Annotated in this window: 16 protein-coding genes; 9 read left to right on the forward strand and 7 right to left on the reverse strand. The window is 72.4% G+C overall.

The genetic code is table 11. The features are described from left to right. Window positions 1–17: 17 nt before the first annotated feature. The 8 genes from ACZ58V_RS19820 (at window position 18) to ACZ58V_RS19855 (ending at window position 12955) form a co-directional block, all read left to right on the forward strand. The gene (locus tag ACZ58V_RS19820) at window positions 18–554 is read left to right on the forward strand and encodes a phage baseplate assembly protein V (protein WP_193483451.1); all 537 of its coding nucleotides are present in this window, start codon (window positions 18–20) and stop codon (window positions 552–554) included. A 19-nt stretch (window positions 555–573) separates the two neighbouring features. Continuing rightward, the gene (locus ACZ58V_RS19825) at window positions 574–918 is read left to right on the forward strand and encodes a hypothetical protein (protein WP_468189022.1); all 345 of its coding nucleotides are present in this window, start codon (window positions 574–576) and stop codon (window positions 916–918) included. After that, on the forward strand, window positions 915–1319 hold the full coding sequence (locus ACZ58V_RS19830; RefSeq protein WP_468189024.1) for a GPW/gp25 family protein: 405 nt from the start codon (window positions 915–917) through the stop codon (window positions 1317–1319). Before ACZ58V_RS19825 ends, ACZ58V_RS19830 begins: the two co-directional genes overlap by 4 nt. Then, on the forward strand, window positions 1316–4426 hold the full coding sequence (locus ACZ58V_RS19835; protein WP_471291119.1) for a putative baseplate assembly protein: 3111 nt from the start codon (window positions 1316–1318) through the stop codon (window positions 4424–4426). The genes ACZ58V_RS19830 and ACZ58V_RS19835 overlap by 4 nt, the downstream gene beginning before the upstream one ends. Beyond that, window positions 4423–8271: a putative baseplate assembly protein gene (locus ACZ58V_RS19840; protein ID WP_471291121.1), complete on the forward strand. Its 3849-nt coding sequence runs from the start codon at window positions 4423–4425 to the stop codon at window positions 8269–8271. The genes ACZ58V_RS19835 and ACZ58V_RS19840 overlap by 4 nt, the downstream gene beginning before the upstream one ends. Next, complete coding sequence (locus ACZ58V_RS19845; protein WP_471291123.1) at window positions 8271–10418, forward strand: hypothetical protein; 2148 nt, start codon at window positions 8271–8273, stop codon at window positions 10416–10418. The genes ACZ58V_RS19840 and ACZ58V_RS19845 overlap by 1 nt, the downstream gene beginning before the upstream one ends. 96 nt (window positions 10419–10514) lie before the next feature. Beyond that, entirely contained in the window at window positions 10515–12059 is a 1545-nt protein-coding gene (locus ACZ58V_RS19850) for a DUF6519 domain-containing protein (protein WP_471291124.1), read from the forward strand. Beyond that, window positions 12059–12955, forward strand: a complete 897-nt coding sequence (locus ACZ58V_RS19855) for a peptidoglycan-binding protein (RefSeq protein ID WP_471291126.1) — start codon at window positions 12059–12061, stop codon at window positions 12953–12955. The genes ACZ58V_RS19850 and ACZ58V_RS19855 overlap by 1 nt, the downstream gene beginning before the upstream one ends. 37 nt (window positions 12956–12992) lie before the next feature. On the opposite strand, the gene ACZ58V_RS19860 is transcribed toward ACZ58V_RS19855, so the two are convergent. From ACZ58V_RS19860 to ACZ58V_RS19885, 6 genes are all read right to left on the reverse strand, one after another. After that, entirely contained in the window at window positions 12993–14243 is a 1251-nt protein-coding gene (locus tag ACZ58V_RS19860) for a glucarate dehydratase family protein (protein WP_471291128.1), read from the reverse strand. Further along, window positions 14240–15148 (reverse strand): 5-dehydro-4-deoxyglucarate dehydratase, encoded by a 909-nt coding sequence (locus ACZ58V_RS19865; protein WP_471291130.1) that lies wholly within the window; start codon window positions 15146–15148, stop codon window positions 14240–14242. Before ACZ58V_RS19865 ends, ACZ58V_RS19860 begins: the two co-directional genes overlap by 4 nt. 30 nt (window positions 15149–15178) lie before the next feature. Then, on the reverse strand, window positions 15179–16123 hold the full coding sequence (locus ACZ58V_RS19870) for a carbohydrate ABC transporter permease (protein WP_471291132.1): 945 nt from the start codon (window positions 16121–16123) through the stop codon (window positions 15179–15181). Then, window positions 16120–17031: a carbohydrate ABC transporter permease gene (locus tag ACZ58V_RS19875; protein ID WP_468189043.1), complete on the reverse strand. Its 912-nt coding sequence runs from the start codon at window positions 17029–17031 to the stop codon at window positions 16120–16122. The genes ACZ58V_RS19870 and ACZ58V_RS19875 overlap by 4 nt, the downstream gene beginning before the upstream one ends. Beyond that, entirely contained in the window at window positions 17028–18347 is a 1320-nt protein-coding gene (locus ACZ58V_RS19880; RefSeq protein WP_471291727.1) for a sugar ABC transporter substrate-binding protein, read from the reverse strand. Before ACZ58V_RS19880 ends, ACZ58V_RS19875 begins: the two co-directional genes overlap by 4 nt. A 220-nt stretch (window positions 18348–18567) precedes the next feature. Beyond that, complete coding sequence (locus ACZ58V_RS19885; RefSeq protein ID WP_471291134.1) at window positions 18568–18960, reverse strand: DUF5997 family protein; 393 nt, start codon at window positions 18958–18960, stop codon at window positions 18568–18570. A 119-nt stretch (window positions 18961–19079) separates the two neighbouring features. Here ACZ58V_RS19885 and ACZ58V_RS19890 point away from each other — a divergent pair, with 119 nt between their 5' ends. Next, window positions 19080–19868 carry a LysR family transcriptional regulator substrate-binding protein gene (locus ACZ58V_RS19890; protein WP_468189049.1) on the forward strand — a complete coding sequence of 263 codons (789 nt, stop codon included), beginning with the start codon at window positions 19080–19082 and terminating at the stop codon, window positions 19866–19868. A gap of 51 nt (window positions 19869–19919) precedes the next feature. On the opposite strand, the gene ACZ58V_RS19895 is transcribed toward ACZ58V_RS19890, so the two are convergent. Continuing rightward, window positions 19920–20684 (reverse strand): DUF4142 domain-containing protein, encoded by a 765-nt coding sequence (locus ACZ58V_RS19895; RefSeq protein WP_468189052.1) that lies wholly within the window; start codon window positions 20682–20684, stop codon window positions 19920–19922. Window positions 20685–20757: the final 73 nt, after the last annotated feature.

A 20757-nucleotide genomic window follows, 5' to 3' on the forward strand; every position in this document is an offset into this window, starting at 1 on the left:
CCAGGAGCACCTCCACCATGGCGGCACCCAGCAATCGCTACCTCGGCAAATTCCGCGGCCGGGTCGTCGACAACAACGACCCGCTGCGCATCGGCCGCGTCACCGTCGAGGTCCCGGACGTGCTCGGCGACGAGCCGTCGACCTGGGCGCTGCCCTGCCTGCCCTTCACCGGGCCGGAGTCCGGGCAGTTCGTGGTGCCGCCGCCCGGCGCGGGCGTATGGGTGGAGTTCGAGCAGGGGGACCCCAGCTTCCCGGTGTGGACGGGGTGCTGGTACGGCGCCGCCGAGGAGCTGCCGCCCGACGCGCGCCGCGAGCTCCAGGCGAACTCGCCGAGCAAGCCGGTCGTCGTGCAGACACCGCAGGCGCACAAGCTCGTCATGAACGACACGCCCGGCGCCGAGCAGGGGATCCTCCTGCAGGCCCAGGGCGGCGCCTACATCCGCATCACCAAGGAAGCCGTGGTCATCGCGACCGGCGCGGGTGCCGAGGTCGTGCTGCGCGGACGTGAAGTGACGATCAACGAGGGCCAGTTGACCGTGCTCTCGAAGCGATAGACGACGGGGGATCCAGCAAGTGACAGGTACGAACAGAAGACTCCTCGACGCCGGCACCGTGCTCGGCTGCCCGCACGGCGGGCGCGTCACCGCGGCCACCCCGCCCGCCGGCGGCGTCCGCGTCGCGGGTGCCGCCGTCGCCACGGCCGCGCACTCCTACGTGGTCACCGGCTGCCCGCACACCGTCGACCGGGTGCCCTCGCCGTGCGTCACGGTCCGCTGGACCGCCGACACCACCGGCATCACGGTCGACGGCGCGCCCGTGCTGCTCGACACCTCCGCGGCCCAGTGCTTCAGCGCGGCCCTCGTCCCGCAGGGGCCGCCCGTCGTCCAGGCCGCGCAGCGAAAGGTCACCGTCCGATGAACCCCGCCAGCCGGGCCGCCAGGCCCCGTTCCGACATCGCGTTCCCCTTCCGCGCCGACCGCCGCGGCCGCACCGCGCACGCCACACACGGCGAGCACGTGCACGACCTGATCGAGCAACTGCTGTTCACCAGCCCCGGCGAACGCGTCATGCGCCCCGACTTCGGCTGCGGACTCCTCGACCTGGTGTTCGCGCCCAACAGTCCCGAGCTGATCAGCACGCTCGAACTGTCCGTGCAGGCCGCGTTGCAGCGCTGGCTCGGCGACCTCATCGACGTACAGGCCCTCGACATCGTCAGCGAGGGCGGTGAGGACGGCGTCGTCCGCGTGTACCTGTCGTACGCCGTCCGGGCCACCGGCGCCCGGCGCGACGACGTCTTCGAAGGGAGGGCCGCCGCATGACGACCGGCACCACAACGTCCCGCCGCGGCAAGGTGAGGGCCGCCCAGCTCAACGGCGTCGACACCGTCGAGACCGGCGACGACGGCCTGCTGCTCACCGTCACCTTCCTCGGCAAGGCCCCGCACGGCCTCTGCCCCGAGAACGTCCGCATCGACGGCGGCCGCCGCGTCACCGGCATCACCGCCGTCGACGTCAGCGTCGAACGCGAGGAGGACCCGGAGCTCGACGACCGGCTCTACGTCACCCTCGACCGGGCCGGTGACACCTCCCGCTACCGGCTCTCCCTCGTCGAGACCGACCCGTACGGACGGCCCGGCACCGAGCCGTACCGCGGCTTCGACCAGCGCTACCACAGCGCCACGTTCTCCTTCCGGCCCGACTGCCCCACCCCCTTCGACTGCGAGGACGAGCACCGGCCGGAGCCGGACTTCCCCGCCACGCCCGTCATCGACTACACGGCCCGCGACTACGAGACCATCCGCAAGCTGCTCCTGGACCGGCTCGCGCTCACCACCCCCGACTGGGCCGAGCGCAACCCCGCCGACCTGGGCATGACCCTCGTCGAACTCCTCGCCCACACCGGCGACCAGATCAGCTACCACCAGGACGCGGTCGCCACCGAGGCCTACCTCGACACCGCCCGCCGCCGGGTCTCCGTACGCCGCCATGTGAAGCTCATCGACTACGCGATGCACGACGGGTGCAACGCCCGCGCGTACGTCACCGTCCGGACCGCGGAGGACCGGACGCTCGCCCCGGGCACCTTCCGCTTCGCCTCCGTCGACGTACGCAGCCTCGACCCGCACGACCGCCCCGAACCGGGCACGGTGATCGACGAGGCGGACCTCGGCGACCTCGACGAGCGCGGCTCGGTGGAGGTCTTCGAACCGGTCGTCGCCACCGACCCGCTGGAGCTGCGGGTCGCGCACAACGCCATCCGGCTGTGGACCTGGGGCGGCGAGGTGTGCACCCTGCCCCAGGGCGCCACCGCCGCCACCCTGCGGGACGCGTGGGTGGACCCGGAGACCTGCCGCGAGCGCCGGCTGGCCCTCCGGCCGGGCGACGTGCTCGTCCTGGAGGAGGTGAAGGGCCCGCGCACCGGCACCCCCGGCGACGCCGACCCCGCCCACCGCCAGGCCGTCCGGATCACCTCCGTCACCCCCGGACTCGACCGGATCGAGGACCAGCCGGTCCAGGAGATCACCTGGGCCGCCGAGGACGCGCTCCGCTTCCCGCTCTGCCTCACCACCCGCGGCGGACGCGACTGCCTGCCCGTCGAGGACGTCACCCTCGCCCGCGGCAACGTCGTCCTCGCCGACCACGGACGGACGCTGACCGGCCTGCCCGAGACGGTCACCGTGCCGCCCGTGCCCGCCGTGACCGCCCCCTGCGACCCTCCCGCCTTCGGCTGCCACGACACCGCGGAGGGCAACGCCCCCGCACGGCTGATCAACGCCCTGACGGACAAGGCCGAGTCGGGCCGGGCCCTCGTACCCGACGACGTCCGCGAACTCTTCGACGTCGTCGGCGAGGCCGCGACCAACCGGGCCGGCCTCGGCCTGGAAAGCGCCGGGCAGCGGCACGAACAGGTCGTGCCCGGCACCGCCTACGCCCAGGCCGCCGCCCTGCGCACGCTGCTCGCCCAGTCCGTCTACCCGGGCATCGCGCCCCGCTTCCGCCCGGTCCTCGGCCGTACGCCCGTCACCCAGGCGGTGCCCTTCCCCGCCCCCGGCACCGTCGCCGCCGGGCAGGCCGAGCGGATCGCGGCCATCCCGGGCCGGGTGCGGCAGCGGCTCGTCGAGCTGTGGCGCAGCGCCCGCGACCGGGACGGACTCGGCCGGGAGGAGATCGCCGAACTCGCCGTCATCTACGGCCTGAACGTGCTGGAGCGGCTCGAACTGCACCGCCACCCGGTCCGCGCCCTGCGTGAACTGCTCTACCGCAGCGACCAGTTGCTCGACACCAAGCTGCGCCGCGTCGAGGTCCTCGCCGCCCGGGCCCGGGCGGGAACCGTCCTCGACGGGCACATCGCCTGGGAGATCGCCCACGCCTGGGGCCCGGCCTACGCGAGCGGGCTGCACCCCGAGGAGACGGTGTTGCGCGGCTCGGCGACCGCCGCCCTCGCCCAGGACCCGCGCCGGGCGCTGCCCGCCGTACGCCCGCACGACGGGAACGAGACCTGGGAGCCGCGCCGCGACCTGCTCGACAGCGGTCCGCGCGAGCGGCACTTCGTCGGCGAACTGGAGGACGACGGACGCCTCGCGCTGCGCTTCGGCGACGGCCGGCACGGCGCGAGGCCCACGCCCGGCTCCCGCCTGGAGCTGCGCTACCGGCTCGGCGGCGGCACCGCGGGCAACGTCGGCGCCGAGGCCATCAACCACCTGGTCGTGCAGGGCGACTGCGAGGCGCCGGTCGCCGTGGTGCGCAACCCGCTGCCCGCCACCGGCGGCACCCGGCCCGAACCCGTCGAGCAGGTACGCCAGCTGGCCCCGCTCGACCTGCGCCGCACCCGGCTGCGCGCGGTCACCGCCGAGGACTACGCCGCCCTCGCCGGCGCCCTGCCGGGTGTGCAGCGGGCGGCGGCCGAGATCCGCTGGACCGGCAGCGTGCAGGAAGCACACATCGCGATCGACGCGTACGGCACCGCCGACCCGTCGCCGGGCCTGCTGGACTCGGTCGCCCAGGCCCTGGAGACGTACCGGCGCATCGGCCATGACCTCGTCGTGGCGCCCGCCCGGCTGGTGCCGCTCGACATCGCGCTGAGCGTCTGTGCCGAGCCGGGCCACCAGCACGGGCAGATCCTGGCCGAGCTGTACCGCGTGCTCGGCAGCGGACGGCTGCCCGGCGGACGGCTCGGTTTCTTCCACCCGGACGCGCTGACCTTCGGCGAACCGGTCCGGCTCAGCCGCCTCGTCGCCGTCGCCGCGGCCGTGCCCGGAGTGGAGAGCGTCGAGGTCACCCGGCTGCGCCGGCTGTCCGAACAAGACCGAGGAGAGAGGGAGGACGGCGTGCTGCGGCTCGGCCCGCTGGAGATCGCCACCTGCGACAACGACCCGGACCGGCCGGAGAACGGCCTGCTGGCGATATCCCTGGGAGGCGCCCGATGACGGATTCGCACCCGGTCCCCGCGACCGACGACTGCGGCTGCGGCGGCGCCTGCCGCGGCGGCCACGACGAGCGCCTCGCGCCGACACCGCCGCACAACCCGCCCGGCCGCACCGCGCTGGACTACCGCGTCGGGGAGTACGGCTCCTTCCTGGCCGCCCTGCTCGACCGGCTCGCCTCGCCCGCGTACCCGGCGCTGAACCGCCTCACCGTCCGCACCCCGGACGACCCGGCGATCGGCCTGCTCGACGCCACGGCCGTCCTCGGTGACCTGCTCACCTTCCACTCCGAGCGGATCGCCGACGAGGCCTACCTCCGCACCGCCGACGAGCATCGCTCCCTGGTGCTGCTCGGCCGGCTCGTCGGGCATCGCCCGCGTCCCGGTGTCGCCGCCGCCACGCACCTGGCGTACACCCTCGAACGTGACCCGCGCGCCGAGGCCCAGAACGTGCTGATCCCGCGCGGTGCGCGCAGCCACAGCGTGCCGGCCTCCGCCGATGAGGCGTCGCTGACGTTCGAGACCGCACGGGATCTGACGGCCCGCTGGGACTTCAACGAGCTGAAGGTCCGCCGCCGCCGTCCCTCGCTCCTCACCCCGCAGGACCTCGAGAAGCGCTCCGAGCTGTTCGTCGAGGGCACGGGGCTCTCCCTTCAGACCGGCGACCAGCTGCTGTTCGTCTTCGGGGAAGGCGCGGGCGGCGCGCGCAAGCTGCTGCCCGTGGCGAAGACGCGGGTCGACCGGGACGACGAGATCACGGCGATCTCCCTGCCGGAGTCGGCGCCGCCGACTCTTGAGGAACTCGTCGACGAGGTACGCCGCTGGACGGCTCCGCCCGTGCAGCCGGGAGAGCCGGGGGAGGAGCCGCCCACGCCGGAGGTTCCCAACCCGCGTCCGGTCAGCCGGCTGATCGAGGACTTCGAGGACCAGGTCCTCGAACCGCTGCGTGACGACCTGGAGGAGGTCAAGACGCCCGAGCGGCTCGCGGCCCGTCTCGCCGAGCCTCTTGCCCGGCTCGGTGAGGCGCAGGTGCTGGCTACTCCGTATGAGGGTGTGGCGGCGTGGTTCGAGCAGCTGGAAGGGGTGCTTGCCGAACTTGCCGAGCGGGCGCTGGAGTTGGCGCCTGCGCAGGCGGATGAGGAGGGTGTGTCGGTGGGTGGTCGGCCGTCTGCGGGGCCGTTGGGGCTGGTCGCGCCCACGCGGCGGAGCCGCACAATGGCACGGCCCGCGCCCCTTCAGGGCGACTCGCGGGCTGCCGCTTTGGAAGCCCTGGGTGTCGTACTTCCCGCCCTGCGCGCCACCGCCCCCGCACCCCGGGGCACCACCGGTCCGCAGCTCCCCGGCACCGACACCGCCCGCCTCCTCTCCGCCCTCAACCCCGGCCTCGGCAGTCTCTACCCGGCCTGGCGCACGGCCGCCGCGCCCGGCACCCCGCAGCTTCTGCGCGAGCTGCTCGCCCTGCGCGTCACCGCGGCTCCCTTCGGTGCCACGGCCCCGTTGAAGCCGGTCCAGGACGACCGCGGCCGGGTCATCCGGACCGCCGACTGGCCGCTGACCGGCGCGGTGCTGGCGACCATGCGGGTCGTCTTCGACACGGCGGGCAAGTCCCCGGTGCGAGCCGAGTTCCAGTACGTCGAGGGCAGCAGCTCCGACCAGCGCGCGGAGAACCTGCCCGTCACCCAGCCGGTCACCTTCACCCTCGGCCCCGGCCAGGTCGAACTGTCCGTGCGCTCCGGCCAGGACCGCGACCTGAGCTGGCTCAACCGGCGACCCGCGGACTCCCAGGAGCCCGGCGTCACGGCCCGCTTCCTCTCCGCCCTGCCCGAGCGCACGCTCTTCGTGTCCCGGCCCGACGACGAGGGCCTGGTCCACGTCGGCGTCCACAACGGCACCTCCGAGCAGATCGCCCTGCGGCCGGGCGCCAGTGAGCAGTTCACGCACGGCGACCACCAGGTCAGCCTCACGTACACGGTGGGCAGCGCCGAGCCCAACGTCGAGGTCGTGATCGCCAGCAAGCCGGAGCCCGTCAACCGCCGCACGCTCCAGCTGGACACCGTGCACGAGGGCATCACGGTCGGCAGCTGGGTGGCGATCCAGCGGCCCGCCAAGGGAGCCGAGGGCGGTGTGCCCGGCGACCCGAAGCTGAAGTTCGTCACCACCCAGGTGGTGGCCGCGCGTACGGCCGCCTACACCAACTACGGCATCACCGGCCGCGGCACCGAACTCACCCTCGCCGAACCCTGGCTGGACGAGTTCGACGTCCTGCTGTCGCACATCCGCGACACCACCGTGCACGCGGCCGGGGAGCCGCTGCGTCTCGCCGACGAGCCCCTCGGCGAGGACGTGCACGGCAACGAGATCGAACTCGCCGAGCTGTACGAGGGGCTGAGGCCCGGCCGCACGCTCGTCGTGGCGGGGGAGCGCAGCGACCTCCCCGGCACGGCAGGGGTGCGCGCCACCGAGGTGGTGTCGATCGCCGCCGCCGACCCGGCCGTCGATCCGCGGCTGCCCGGCGACCACGTTCACACCCGGCTCACCCTCACCGCCGACCTCGCCCACCGCTACCGCCGCGAGACGGTCCGCATCCTCGGCAACGTCGTCGAGGCCACCCACGGCGAGAGCCGCGAGGAGGCCATCGGCAGCGGCGACTCGGACCGCGTCAACCAGACCTTCGCGCTCTGGCAGTCCCCGCTGACCTGGCTCGCCGACGACAACCCCCTCGGCGCCACCCCCGTGCTGGAGCTCCGGGTCGACGGCGTGCTGTGGCACGAGGTCGACAGCCTCGCCGGACGCGGCCCGACCGAGCGGGTCTACATCAGCGGTGCCACGGCCGACGGCCGGACGACCGTGACCTTCGGCGACGGTGTGCACGGCGCCCGGCTGCCCTCCGGCCACGAGAACGTCCGCGCCCGCTACCGCTTCGGCACCGGCAGGGCCGCCAACGTGCCCGCGGACCGCGTCACCCAGCCCCTCACCCGGCCGCTGGGCGTCACCGCGGTCACCAACCCGCGCCCGGCCACCGGCGGCGCCGACGCCGACGGCCCCGGCCTGACCCGCCGTACGGTCCCGCTGGCCGTCTCGGCGCTGGACCGGCTGGTGTCCGAGTCCGACTACGAGAACTTCGCCCGCTCCCGCGCCGGCATCGGCCGGGCCTCGGCACGCGAACTCTTCGACGGGCGGCGGCGCGTGCTGCACGTGACGGTGGCGGGCACGGACGACGTGCCCATCGCCCCCGACTCGGACACCTTGCGCGCCCTGCGCGGCGCCCTCACCGAGTACGGCGACCCCAACCTCCCGGTCCGCGTGGACGGCCGGGAACTGGTCCTGCTGCTGATCGCCGCCCGGGTGAAGGTGGCCCCCGACCACGCCTGGCACACCGTGGAGCCGCGCCTGCGGCATGCCCTGCTGAACCGGCTCGGCTTCGAGGGCCGGGAGCTTGGCCGGCCCGCCCGCCTCTCCGAGGTCCTGGCCACCGCCCACACCGTGCCCGGCGTCGACTACGTGGACGTCGACGTCTTCACCGGCGTGCCCGCCTCCGCCACCCCGGAGGAGCTCACCGAACTGCTCACCCGGCCCGGCCCGCCCAGGGCGTCCGTCCCGGCGCACCCGGCGACGTACGACGAGAAGATCCACACGGTCCGCGCCGAGAACGGCGAGACGCTGTCGGAGATCTGCGCCCGGTACGGCGTCCCGCTCGCCGAACTGCTGCGCCTCAACCCCGACATCACCGACACCCGGCGCCTGCCCAAGGGCCGGTCGGTGTACGTCTTCCGCGGCATCCGCCCGGCCCAGCTCGCGCTGCTGTCGCCCCGGGCCGCGGACACCCTGATTCTGACGGAGGTCAAGTGATGTCCCCGGATCCCCAGTTGGAGACGCCGGCCCCGGTGGTGCCCAGGGAGCCGGACGGGCTCGCCGACCTGCTGCCCCGCTGGCACCGGCTGCGCGACGCCGAGGAGGGCGAGCCGCTGCGCGCGCTGCTCGCCGTGATCGCCGAGCAGGTCGACCGCGTCCGCGACGGCGTCCAGCAGGGCTACGAGGACCTGTTCGTGGAGACGGCGGCCCCCTGGGTGCTGCCGTACCTCGGCGACCTCGTCGGCTACCGCACCCTGCCCGGCTACGAACGCGTCCTCACCACCGGCCTGCACGACGGCGGCCGGGCCGCCCTCGCCGAGGCCGTCGCCCCGCGCCGGGACGTGGCCGCCACGGTCGCGAGCCGCCGTCGCAAGGGCACCCTGCACCTGCTGGAGGAACTGTCCGAGCAGGTGGCGGCCTGGCCGGCGCGCGCCGTCGAACTGTCCCGGCAGGTGGCCCACACCCAGCCGGTGAAGCTGTACGGCACGGGCACCCACCGGGGCGAGCGCGGCCGTCTCACCGACCTGCGCGACGGCGCCGAACTCGCCCTCGGCGGCGGCCCCTTCGCCAACTCGGCCCGTACGGCCGACGTCCGCCGCGCCGAGTCACGGCACCGGCAGGGCGGCTGGACCCCGGCCGGTGTCGCCCTGTTCGTATGGCGGCTGAAGGCGTACGCGCTGACCCGGACCCCCGCCTACTGCATCGACCGGGCCCGCAACCTCTACACCTTCTCGATCCTCGGCAACGACACCCCGCTGATCACCAAGCCGTTCCCGGAGCCCTCGCCGACGCACATCGCCACCGTCGACAACGTGCCGGCGTTCGTCACCCGCCGTCTCCTGCACGACCGGCTGCTCGACTACTACGGGCCCGGCAAGAGCTTCGTCATCCGGCGCGACGGCGAGGACAACCCGGTTCCGCCCTCGGACATCGTGGTCGCCGACCTGTCGGACTGGCGCTACCGGCCCAAGCGCGGACAGGTGGCCGTGGACCCCGAGCTGGGCCGGATCGCCTTCGGTTCGCGGTCCGCGCCCCGGCAGGGCGTGTGGGTCGACTACCACTACGCGTTCGCGGCCGACATGGGCGGCGGCGAGTACGAGCGCGACCGTGAGCCGCGTCCCGACGCCGAGTTCTACCGGGTCGGGCCCGGACAGCCTTACCGGCAGATCATGGACGCCTACCGGGCCTGGCAGAACGACCGCCGGGCCGGCCGTACCGGGCCCGACGGCATCATCGAGATCACCCACAGCGGCGCCTACCAGGAGCAGCTGGACTTCGACCTCGACCCGGGCGACCGACTGGAAGTGCGAGCAGCGGAGGGCACACGCCCCGTGATCCGCCTGCTCGACTGGTACAGCAACCGCCCTGACGCGCTCAACATCCGCGCGGTGTCGGAGGACTGCGCCCCGCACGAGCGGCCGCGTGTCGTCCTCGACGGGCTGCTGGTCGCCGGCCGCGGCATCAACGTGACCGGGGCGATGGGCGCCGTCGTCGTACGGCACAGCACGCTCGTGCCCGGCTGGTCCCTGGAGCCCGAGTGCGATCCGCACTCGCCCGAGGAGCCGAGCATCGTCCTGGACCGCACCACCGCCTGCCTCCAGGTCGAGCACAGCATCCTCGGCACCATCGAGGTCATCGGCGACGAGGTGGGCGAGGACCCCCTCGACATCCACATCCGGGACAGCGTCCTCGACGCCACGGCCGACGACCGCGAGGCCCTGTCCGCCCCGGACTGCCGCCACGCCCACGCCGTGCTGCACCTGCACCGCACCACCGTCATCGGCGAGATCCACACGCACGCGGTGAAGATCGCCGAGAACAGCGTCTTCACGGGCCGGCTCCACGTGGCCCGGCGCGGCATCGGCTGCGTGCGCTACTCCTGCGTCCCCACCGGCTCCCGCACTCCGCGCCGGCACCGCTGCGCGGACACCAAGCCGTCGTTCACGTCCCAGCGCTACGGGACGCCCTGGTACGCGCTGTCGTCCGACCGATGCCGAGAGGAGATCCGGCGCGGCGCGGACGACGGCGCCGAGATGGGCGCCTTCCACGACCTGTACCGGCCGCAGCGCGAGGACGGACTCAGGGCCCGGCTCGCCGAGTACACGCCGGCCGGCACCGACGCCGGGATCTTCTTCGTGACGTGAGCACACGGCCACCGGCTGAGCCGTGCCGCCACCGGCTGAGCCGCACCGCCACCGACTTCGTGAACCCGCACCTCTGAACCCGAGGGGACACCCTTCATGCACGCAGACCTCTCCCGCTCCACGTTCCGGCCGGAGCGGCACTACTCGGCGGTCGTCGCCCAGCAGGGCCGCGTCCAGCTCGACGCCGACCTCAACGAGCAGACCGCGATCCAGCTCCACCAGGCCCGCAGCCTCGCCGCCGACCTGATCGGACCGCACGGCGGGCCGCGTGACGCCGCCGGCTTCCGCATCGAGTACGTGGGCGGCAAGCACGAGATCGACACCCTCGTCGTCCACGGCGGCCGCTACTACGTCGACGGCATCCTGTGCGACGCCGACCGCCCGGCGGCCGGGGTGCCCGTCACCGACGAGGAGAGCGAGGAGTCCGCGCCGGAACCGCCCGCGCAGTGGACCTACTGGGACCAGCCGGATGCCTTCCGCGACCCGGAGAAGCCCGGCGACCGGCTGCCCTCGCCCGCCCAGACGCCGTTCCTCGTCTACCTGAACGTATGGGAGCGCTCGGTCAACGCGGCCGAGGACCCCGCGCTGCGCGAGGTCGCCCTCGGCGCCGCCATGCCCGACACCGCCGCCCGCCTCAAGGTCGTCTGGCAGGTACTGGCGCTGTCCCTGACCCAGCTGGAGATCGAGGAGGCCGACCCGTCCAAGGAGGTCGTCCGCGCCGCCTTCACCCGCTGGGCACAGCGCCAGTCGGCCCCCTCGGCCCGGCTCGCCGCCCGCAGCGAGCGGCCCGGCCACGCGGATGAGGACCCGTGCCTGGTCAAGCCGGACGCCCGCTACCGCGGACCGGAGAACCAGCTGTACCGGGTGGAGGTCCACGCGGGCGGCGAGGCGAAGGACGCCACCTTCAAGTGGTCCCGCGAGAACGGCTCCGTCGTCTTCCCCGTCGACGAACTCGACGGCACCTGGGTGCAGTTGGCGTCCCTCGGTCACGACGACAAGCTGGACCTGGACGTCGGCGACCACGTCGAGTTCACCGACACCGCCTACGCCTCCCGCCTGGAGCCCCTGCCGCTGCTGCGCGTCGAGGAACTGGACCTGCCCGGCCGCCGCGTCCGCCTGTCCGCCGAACCCGACCCGGGCGTCGGACGGCTCGCGCACCTGAACCCGTACCTGCGCCGCTGGGACCACCGCGGCGGCCCGAAGCGCAAGGGCCGCACCACAGACCTGCGCGGCGGCGCGATCCCCGTCACCGAGGGCGAGTGGCTGCCCCTGGAGGACGGCGTCGAGGTGTACTTCGCCAGGGGCGGCGCCTACCGCACCGGCGACCACTGGATCGTGCCCGCCCGCACCGCCACCGGCGGCGTCGAGTGGCCGGTCGACCCGGCCCGCCGGCCGCTGCTCCAGGGGCCGGCCGGCATCGCCCGGCACTTCGCCCCGCTGGCCCTGATCAAGGGCGAGGGCAGCGCGGTCGACCTGCGCCTGGCGTTCGGCCCGCTGGCGAGCAGCATGCCGGCCGCCGACGAGGCGACGCTCGCCGCGGAAGAACAGGCCCGCCGCGAGGAGCTGGCCGCCGAGGACCCCTCACAGGGGAGGTCCCAGACCACAGCGGAGGCGGAAGCCGCCGTGGAAGGAGACAACTGATGGCCAAGCCGCTCAGCGCGTCGAAGCTGGTGGAGATCCTGCGGGCCGAGGGCGTGACCGTCCACGAGGTCCGCAGCTGGCGCACCCACAACCGCAACAGCAAGGGCCCCTGGGGCCCGGTGAACGGCGTGATGATCCACCACACCGTCACCTCCGGCACCGCCTCCTCCGTCGACATCTGCTACGACGGCTACTCGAACCTGCCCGGCCCGCTGTGCCACGGCGTCATCGACAAGAAGGGCCATGTGCACCTGGTCGGCAACGGCCGGGCCAACCACGCCGGCCTCGGCGACAGCGATGTCCTGCGTGCCGTGACCAACGAGTCGAAGCTGCCGGGCGACAACGAGGCCGACACCGACGGCAACCGGCACTTCTACGGCTTCGAGTGCATCAACCTCGGCAACGGCAAGGACCCTTGGCCCGAGGCGCAGAAGGAGGCCATCGAGAAGGTGTCGGCGGCGATCTGCCGCCACCACGGCTGGTCCGAGCGCTCCGTCATCGGCCACAAGGAGTGGCAGCCGGGCAAGGTGGACCCGCGCGGCTTCACCATGGACGGCATGCGCAAGCGCATCTCCGACCGGCTGAAGGGCGCCGGGGGCAGCACCAAGCCGGACCCGGACCCCAAGCCCGCGCCCAAGCCGTCCTACGAGCCGTTCCCGGGCGCCGCGTTCTTCCACGTCGGGCAGCGCTCCCCGATCATCACGGCGATGGGCCGCCGCCTGGTCGCCGAGGGCTGCAGCCGCTACGAGGAGGGGCCGAGCCCCGACTGGTCCGAGGCCGACCGCCGGTCCTACGCGCTCTGGCAGCAGAAGCAGGGCTTCTCCGGCAAGGACGCCGACGGCATCCCCGGCAAGCTCACCTGGGACCGCCTGAAGGTGCCCCGGTCCGGGAAGTGAGAGCGTGCGCCCCTCCCTGCGGAGGGGCGCACGGGTGTCACCAGCGGGGCAGCAGCCGCTCGTACTCCGGCTGGAAGCGCCGCATGTAGCCGGTGTCGTCCCGGCCGCGCATCCCCGACTCGACGTACCGCCGGTGCAGCCGGCCGAGCTGGTCGTGGTCGAGTTCCACACCGAGACCCGGACCGGTGGGCACCTTGACCTCCCCGTCGCGCAGCTCCAGCACGCCCGGCACGATCACGTCGTCCGCCGAGTTCCACGGGTAGTGCGTGTCGCACGAGTGGTCGAGGTTGGGGATGGCCGCGCCGACATGGGTCATCGCGGCGAGGCTGATACCCAGGTGCGAGTTGGAGTGCATCGACAGGGCGAGCCCGAACGCCTCGCAGACGGCGGCCAGTTCCCGGGTGCGGCGCAGTCCGCCCCAGTAGTGGTGGTCGGTGAGCAGGACCTGGATCGCGTTCTGCTCGACGGCCGGCTGCAGATGCTCCCAGGCGATCACGCACATGTTGGTCGCGAGCGGCATGGGGGAGTCCTTCGCCACCTCCGCCATGCCCTCGATGCCCTTGGCCGGGTCCTCCAGGTACTCCAGGACACCGTCGAGTTCACGGGCGACGTACTTCGACGTCTCCACCGTCCACGCCGTGTTGGGGTCGAGACGCAGCGGCTGCCCGGGGAAGGCCTCCGCTAGCGCCCGCATCGCGGCGATCTCCTCGTCGGGCGGGAAGACGCCGCCCTTGAGCTTGAACGACTTGAAACCGTAGCGCTCCCGCATCAGCCGGGCCTGCTCCACGATCCCGGCCGGGTCCAGGGCCTCGCCCCAGTCGTCGGTGATGGCCGGACGGCCGTCGAGCGCGGGGTGCTCGGCCCACTTGTAGAACAGGTACGCGGCGAACGGCACCGCGTCGCGGACCCTGCCACCGAGCAGGTCGCTGACCGGGCGGTCGAGCAGCTTGCCCTGCGCGTCGAGGCAGGCCACCTCGATCGCCGAGGTGGTCCAGCCGCGCTCGTGCGAGCTGGGCACGGTCGGCAGCAGGGCCGCGTCGATCGCGGCGGCCACGGCCGTGGTGTCGAAGACGTCCATGCCGACGACCGTCCGCGCGGCGATGTGCAGCCGCTCCAGGCGTGCCGTGCCGCCCGGGGACTCGCCGAGGCCCACTGTGCCGTCCTCCAGCACCAGCTGGAGGATGATCCGCAGGGCGAGCGGCTCGTGCACGCCGTTGGAGTTGAGCAGCGGCGGGTCGCCGAACGCGATCGGCGTGACGATCAGTTCGCGGATACGCGTGGAGCTCATGCGCCGGCCACCTCCAGTCCGTGGTCGAGGAGTTTCGCGAGCCGGGCGAGATGCTCCGGTTCCGGATCGAGCAGCGGCGCCCGTACGCCGCCGACGTCCAGGCCGCGCAGGGTCACCCCGGCCTTGACGAGCGACACGGCGTAGCCGGGGACCTCGTCGCGCAGGGCGACCAGCGGGCCGTAGAACTCGTCGAGGAGCCGGTTGACCAGGGTGTCGTCGCCCTCGGCGAGGGCCCGGTGGAAGGCCAGGGCGATCTCCGGGGCGAAGGCGAACACCGCCGAGGAGTACAGCTCGACGCCGATGCCCTGGTAGGCGGGCGCGGTCATCTCGGCGGTGGGCAGGCCGTTGAAGAACTGGAAGTCCTCCGTGCCCGGCACGGCACGCACCGCGCGGACGATGCGGTGCATCCGCTCGATGTCCCCGATGCCGTCCTTGAGTCCGACGACCCCGGGCAGGGAGGCGATCTCGGCGGCCGTGTCCGCGGTGAGCCGGGCGGTGCCCCGCTGGTAGAAGATGACGGGCAGCCTCGTTGCGGCGGTGACCTCCCGGACGTACCGCACGAGACCCTGCTGCGGGGCGCTGACCAGGTAGGGAGGCAGCAGCAGGATGCCGTCGGCACCGGCCCGTTCGACGCGGGCGGCCTGGTCGCGGGCGGCCGCCGGCGGTCCGCCGGCCGCCGCGAGGACCGGAACTCGTCCGGCGGTCGTGCGGACGGCGACCTGGGTGGCCCGCTCGATCTCCTCGGTCGACAGCGCGTGGAACTCGCCGGTGCCGCAGGCGACGAACACACCTCCCGCGCCTGCGGCGACACCGGACTCGATGTGCTGCGCAAGCCGTTCCTCGTCCAGTGAGCCGTCCGCCGTGAACGGCGTGACCGGGAAGAACAGCACTCCGTGGAACTTCATGTCTCCCTCATACGTGGGGGGTGGGGGTGGTCAGCCCTTGGTGGCGCCGGCGGCGATGCCGGTGACCAGCGAGCGCTGGAGGAGCAGATAGACGATCAGACTGGGGATCAGGGCGATGACCGCACCGGCCAGCACCACCCCGGAGCCGACCTCGGGGTCGGTGCGCAGGATGGACAGGGCGACGGTGACCGTGTAGTCGGTGGGGTCCTTGGCGGCGATCAGGGGCAGCAGGTACTGGTCCCAGATCATGATGAAGCCGAGCACCCCGGCCACGCCGAGCGCGGGCTTGCACAGCGGCAGGATGACCTGCCACAGCATCCGCAGCTCGCCCACGCCGTCGATACGGGCGGCCTCCTCGATCTCGGCGGGGACGTCCTTCATGAACTCGGTGAGCACCATCACCGAGAAGCCCCAGGCGCCGAGCGGCAGGATCACACCCCAGACGGTGCCCTTGAGGTCGATGCCGACCACGGGTACATGCCCGAGGACCAGGGACAGCGGGATGGCGATGACCTCCTCGGGGAGCATCATCGTCAGCATGAACAGGGTCAGGATCAGGGCCTGCCCACGGAAGCGGTGCCGGGCCAGGGCGTACGCGGCGAGCGTGCAGACGGCGAGCTGGAGCAGCAGTCCGCCGCCCGCGATGACCAGGGAGTTGCCGAAGTAGTCCCAGATGCCGCGCTCGCCCGCCACGTTGAAGTTCAGCAGGGTCGGGTGGTGGGGGAGGAACGACAGGGTGGAGCCGCTGGCCTTCTCGCTGAAGGAACCGGAGAAGATCGTCAGGAACGGCGCCGCGAAGACGCCCAGGGCGAGCAGGCAGAGCAGGACGCGCAGCGCCCAGGCGGGTCCCGGCCGGTCGCTCCAGCCGAGGGCGGTGTCGAAACGGGCGGGGGTGGTGCGCTGCTTCCCGGCGGACCTGCCCGCGGGAGAGGCGGTCACCGGGGTCCGGACGGGGTCGATGGCGGGAGCGCTCATCTCACGTCTCCCCTCTTGCGGAGGTAGTTGACCGTGACGGTGAGCAGCAGCGTCACGCAGAGCAGAACCACGGAGGCGGCCGAGGCGCCGCCGATGTCGTTACGGGTGAAGCCGAGGGTGTAGGCGCGGGTCATCCACACATCGGTGGACCCGGCCGGGCCGCCGCCGGTGAGGACGTACACCTCGGTGAAGACGCGCAGCCCGCGGATGGCGGCGAGGGTGAGGACGATGCCGAGGGCGGGCCGGATCGCGGGCAGTGTGATGTGCCGCAGCCGCTGCCACAGCGAGACACCGTCCATCGCGGCGGCCTCGTACAACGAGCGGTCCACGCCGGCCAGTCCGGCGAGGATGATCACCATGTTGTACGGGGCGAGCATCCAGATGCCCATGGCCATCGTCGCCCACAGCGCGGTGTCGGGATTGTCCAGATAGGGCACGGGCCCCAGTCCGAACAGCCCCAGACCACTGTTGATCAGGCCGTCGGAGGTCGGGTAGTACATCAGCCGCCACATCTCGCCCACCACCGCGGTGGCGGTGACGACGGGCAGGAACACGGCGGTGCGGATGATCTTCAGCGAGCGGGCCTGGCCCTCCAGCAGCAGCGCCAGCGCGGAGCCGACGACGATCCCGCCGAGGGACATCCCGACGCCGAGGAGCAAGGTGTGGCCGATGGCGTCCTGGAAGCGGTGGTCGGTCAGGACCCGGGTGTAGTTGTCGAGGCCGACCCACTTGTCACCGAGGAAGGGCCGCACGTCGAAGAAGCTCAGCCAGACGCCCTTGCCCATGGGCAGGAACTTGAAGACGAGGGCGAGGAGCAGGCCCGGGGCGAGGAACAGCCAGGGCAGTACGGCCCTCTTGCCGAGGATCCGGGCTCTGCGCGGCCCGGGAGTCGTCACGGTCGCGGTCATTTCAACAGGTCCTGGTCCTTGAGGTCACCGGCGAGGGTGTCGTTGAGTTCCTTCAGGCCGGAGCGGACGTCGCTGCCGCAGTACGTGAAGATCGCGTTGAGCGCGTCGGCGGTGTCCTGCTTGATCGGGGCGAAGTCGGGCGCGTTGGGGAACTGTACGGAGTCGTCCTCGTACGCCTTCTGCACGACGCTCCAGCGCGGGTCGTTCCGCACCTTCGCGGCGTCGAGCGTGGAGTTGACGGGGATGCGTACGACGGGCTGGTGGTCGCCGGTCATGGCCAGCGTCTGACCCTCGGGGGAGACCAGGAAGGCGGCGAGCGCCTGCTCCTGCTTCGCCTTGCCGGTCTTGGCGCCGAAGTAGACGTTCTCGCCGTCGGCCAGCACGTCGTTCCCGGCCGGGCCCGAAGGCGCGGGCAGGACCTCGTACTTGTCCTTGCCGAGCGCCTTGTCGAACGTGGAGATGTTGTACGGGCCGGTGAGGTACATCCCGGCGTTGCCGTCCTGGAAGTTGGTGGTGTTCGCGGTGACGGAGGTCAGGGCGCTGGGCTGGATGACACCGCTGTCGCCGCAGAAGAGGTTCTTCTTCATCCAGGTGACGGTGTCCAGGGCCGCCGCCGAGTCCATGGCGGGCCGGTAGCCCGAGCCCTCCTTCTCCAAGATCTGCACGCCGCCCTGCCACAGCCAGCTGGAGCCCCACCAGGCGACATAGCCGTTCTGGGCGCTGCCGGGGACCACCATGCCGTAGGTGTCCTTCTTGCCGTCCCCGTCCGGGTCGCGGGTGGCGAAGGCCTTGGCGAGGGCGAGGGTGTCCTGCCAGGTCTTCGGCTGCGGCAGGCCGAGCTTCTCCCGCCAGTCCTTGCGGACGAACAGCGTCATCGCCTGACGGGAGTACGGGATGCCGTAGTGCCGGCCGTCGCGGCCCACCGTGGACGACCAGGACTTGGCGGTGATCTCGTCATGTCCGGCGATCGAGTCCGGGGTGATGGGCTTGAGCAGGCCCTGGGCCTGGTAGCTGCCCATCAGGGCCGTGTCGTTGATCATGACGTCCGGCAGATCCTTGGTGGACGCGCGGCTCTGGAGTTGCTGGTCGAAGTTCATGACCGGCTGGTAGTCGATCTTGATGCCGGTCTTCTTGGTGAAGGCGGCGAAGACCCTCTGGTAGGTCTGGGCGGACTCCGGATCGCTCCGGGTCCACACCTCCAGCGTGTTCGGATCGCCGGCCCGGGCGCTGCCGGAGCCGGAGCCGCAGGCGGCCGTTCCGAACAGGAGCCCCGAGACGGCGAGCGTGGCGACGAGGCGCCCGCGGCGGAGCCGCATATCTATGCAGCGTCGGCGATCCCGCATGGGTGGTTCTCCGTTCATATTCGTGAACTCGCTTCACGAATCTAAATGATCGGCCAAGCTACGGATCGTTTCATCGCCATGTCAATACATGGCCGAAAGATTTCACCGAGGCCATACGGTGCGGGAAGTGCGGCCCGGGAACGACGAAGGCCCCGACCGGATGATCCGGTCGGGGCCTTCGGGGCAGGGGGCGTCAGGCTTGGCGTTCTGCCTGCTCGGCGTTCTTCTTCTTGATGCGGGCGGCTTCCTTGCGGACCTCCGCCTGGGTGGCGCGCTCCCGCTCCAGCCACTCGGGGCCTTCCTGCTTCAGTGTCTCGATCTGCTCGGTGGTGAGGGGCTCGGTGACACCGGCCCGGGCGAGCCCCGCGATGGAGACCCCGAGCTTCGCCGCGACCACCGGGCGGGGATGCGGGCCGTTGTGCCGCAGCTCCTGGAGCCACTGCGGCGGGTTCGCCTGGAGTTCGTTCAGCTCGGCGCGCGAGACGACTCCCTCCCGGAACTCGGCGGGTGTGGCCTCGAGGTACACACCCAGCTTCTTCGCCGCGGTGGCGGGCTTCATCGTCTGGGTGTTCTGGTGCGACGTCATGATGCCCAGGGTATCTGGGCCCTGTCGGCAGATTCCCGCCGTCCGCCCGGAGGGCGGGGAATCTGCCGACAGGGCCCAGCATGTGCACGACCTCCGACCACGCCCGGTAACCTGGCCCGGTGACAGGCTCGGATGTTTCTCCCTCGTTCCGGCTCGTATACGTCCCCGGGGTGATGCCCGACAAGTGGGTGCGTATCTGGAACGAGCGGCAGCCCGATGTCCCGCTGGCTCTGACGCAGGTGGCCGCCGGGGCGGTGGCCGAGCGGCTGCTGGACGGGGACGCCGACGCGGGGCTCGTCCGGCAGCCCGTGGACCGGACGGTCTTCAGCGCCATCCCCCTCTACACCGAGCAGACGGTCGTCGTGGTGCCCAAGGACCACCTGGTCACGGCCGTCGACGAGGTGTCCCCGGAGGACCTGGCCGACGACATCGTGCTGCACCCCCTCGACGACGTCCTCGACTGGGACACCCTGCCCGGACAGCCCGCCGTCGAACGCCCCGCCACCACGGCCGACGCCATCGAACTGGTCGCGGCCGGGATCGGCGTCCTCGTCGTGCCGCTGTCGCTCGCCCGTCTCCACCACCGCAAGGACCTGGCGCATCGTCCCCTCAAGGACGCCCCCGAGTCGAGCGTGGCACTGGCCTGGCCCCAGGACGCGACGACCGACCAGGTCGAGGACTTCATCGGCATCGTCCGCGGCCGCACGGTCAACAGCACCCGGGGCCGCAAGCAGCCGGACGAGTCCGCGGCGTCCGACCGGGGCGGGGCCCGGCGTAAACCGGTGTCCGGGAAGCCGGCGCCCGGGAAGTCGGCGGCCGGGCGGTCCGCGGGTGCGAAGCGCACCGGCAAGGGCGGGCGCGGGGCCTCCAAGGGCGACGGGCGCGGCAAGCCCCGCCGTCGTTCCTAGTCGGTTCCGGGGCCCGCCGCAGCGAGCGAGGCCCTCGCGAACCGTTCTGGCTCAGCCGGCCGACGGAGACGGCTGCGGCGCCCCGTAGGACGGGTTGGGAGCGACCGTCTGCAGATCCTTCAGGTTCTCGGGGACCGGCAGCACCCGGACCGGCGCACCCGCCTGCGGAGGCGGCGGCGTCGTCTGGTCCCCGGGCAGCTTGGCCGGGGCCGTGATCTGGAAGCTGACCTGCTCGTGGTTGATCAGACCGGTCTTCTCCAGGACCGTGATGTGGTCGAGCACGGTGTCGTTGGTCGTGTCGGCGAGCTCCCGCACGAGGCTGTTCCGGGTGGTCGCCCGGATCTTGGCGACCGTCGGGAAGATGCCCCCGTGCGCGACGCGCATGATGGTCACCGCCGTGGAGTCGAACTCCTTGCCGGAGCTGCCTTCCGCCGTCGCCACGAACTGCTGCTGCTGCGGCGACGCCTCGTTCGGCAGGGTGATGCCCAGGTCTGTCGAGATCTTGCGGCAGGCCGCGTCGAGCCGGCCGTGTCCCACGAGCAGATGCTCACCGGTCTCCTTCATCGCCGGCGCCGTGCTCCGCTCCATGATGAGTTGTCCCAGCGGGTACTCCCACAGGCCGGCCGCGCGCACGCGCACCACGAAGTCGCGGTCCGCCTCGGTCAGCGGACCCCACTGGGTGTTGGCGATGATGCGGTCCTGGCCGGAAGCCGCGTTCTCCACACCCAGCATGCTGGGGTAGGCGAGCGCGGTGAGCGTCAGGATCATCGCACCGCCCACGAACGCGGTTCCTGCCGTGCTGCGCGAGATGCGCATCGTGCCTCCTGGGATATGAACGGCCCAACACCGAGAAGTACGGATGCCGGACGCGAAACAATCACCCCTGCCG

Source organism: Streptomyces sp. NPDC040589, assembly GCF_055594445.1.

Bases quoted from the DNA above. Each gene is read 5' to 3' on its own strand.
- ACZ58V_RS19820 (WP_193483451.1), top strand. From the start codon at position 18: ATGGCGGCACCCAGCAATCGCTACCTCGGCAAATTCCGCGGCCGGGTC.
- ACZ58V_RS19830 (WP_468189024.1), top strand. From the start codon at position 915: ATGAACCCCGCCAGCCGGGCCGCCAGGCCCCGTTCCGACATCGCGTTC.
- ACZ58V_RS19835 (WP_471291119.1), top strand. From the start codon at position 1,316: ATGACGACCGGCACCACAACGTCCCGCCGCGGCAAGGTGAGGGCCGCC.
- ACZ58V_RS19840 (WP_471291121.1), top strand. From the start codon at position 4,423: ATGACGGATTCGCACCCGGTCCCCGCGACCGACGACTGCGGCTGCGGC.
- ACZ58V_RS19845 (WP_471291123.1), top strand. From the start codon at position 8,271: ATGTCCCCGGATCCCCAGTTGGAGACGCCGGCCCCGGTGGTGCCCAGG.
- ACZ58V_RS19850 (WP_471291124.1), top strand. From the start codon at position 10,515: ATGCACGCAGACCTCTCCCGCTCCACGTTCCGGCCGGAGCGGCACTAC.
- ACZ58V_RS19855 (WP_471291126.1), top strand. From the start codon at position 12,059: ATGGCCAAGCCGCTCAGCGCGTCGAAGCTGGTGGAGATCCTGCGGGCC.
- ACZ58V_RS19860 (WP_471291128.1), bottom strand. From the start codon at position 14,243: ATGAGCTCCACGCGTATCCGCGAACTGATCGTCACGCCGATCGCGTTC.
- ACZ58V_RS19865 (WP_471291130.1), bottom strand. From the start codon at position 15,148: ATGAAGTTCCACGGAGTGCTGTTCTTCCCGGTCACGCCGTTCACGGCG.
- ACZ58V_RS19870 (WP_471291132.1), bottom strand. From the start codon at position 16,123: ATGAGCGCTCCCGCCATCGACCCCGTCCGGACCCCGGTGACCGCCTCT.
- ACZ58V_RS19875 (WP_468189043.1), bottom strand. From the start codon at position 17,031: ATGACCGCGACCGTGACGACTCCCGGGCCGCGCAGAGCCCGGATCCTC.
- ACZ58V_RS19880 (WP_471291727.1), bottom strand. From the start codon at position 18,347: ATGCGGCTCCGCCGCGGGCGCCTCGTCGCCACGCTCGCCGTCTCGGGG.
- ACZ58V_RS19885 (WP_471291134.1), bottom strand. From the start codon at position 18,960: ATGACGTCGCACCAGAACACCCAGACGATGAAGCCCGCCACCGCGGCG.
- ACZ58V_RS19895 (WP_468189052.1), bottom strand. From the start codon at position 20,684: ATGCGCATCTCGCGCAGCACGGCAGGAACCGCGTTCGTGGGCGGTGCG.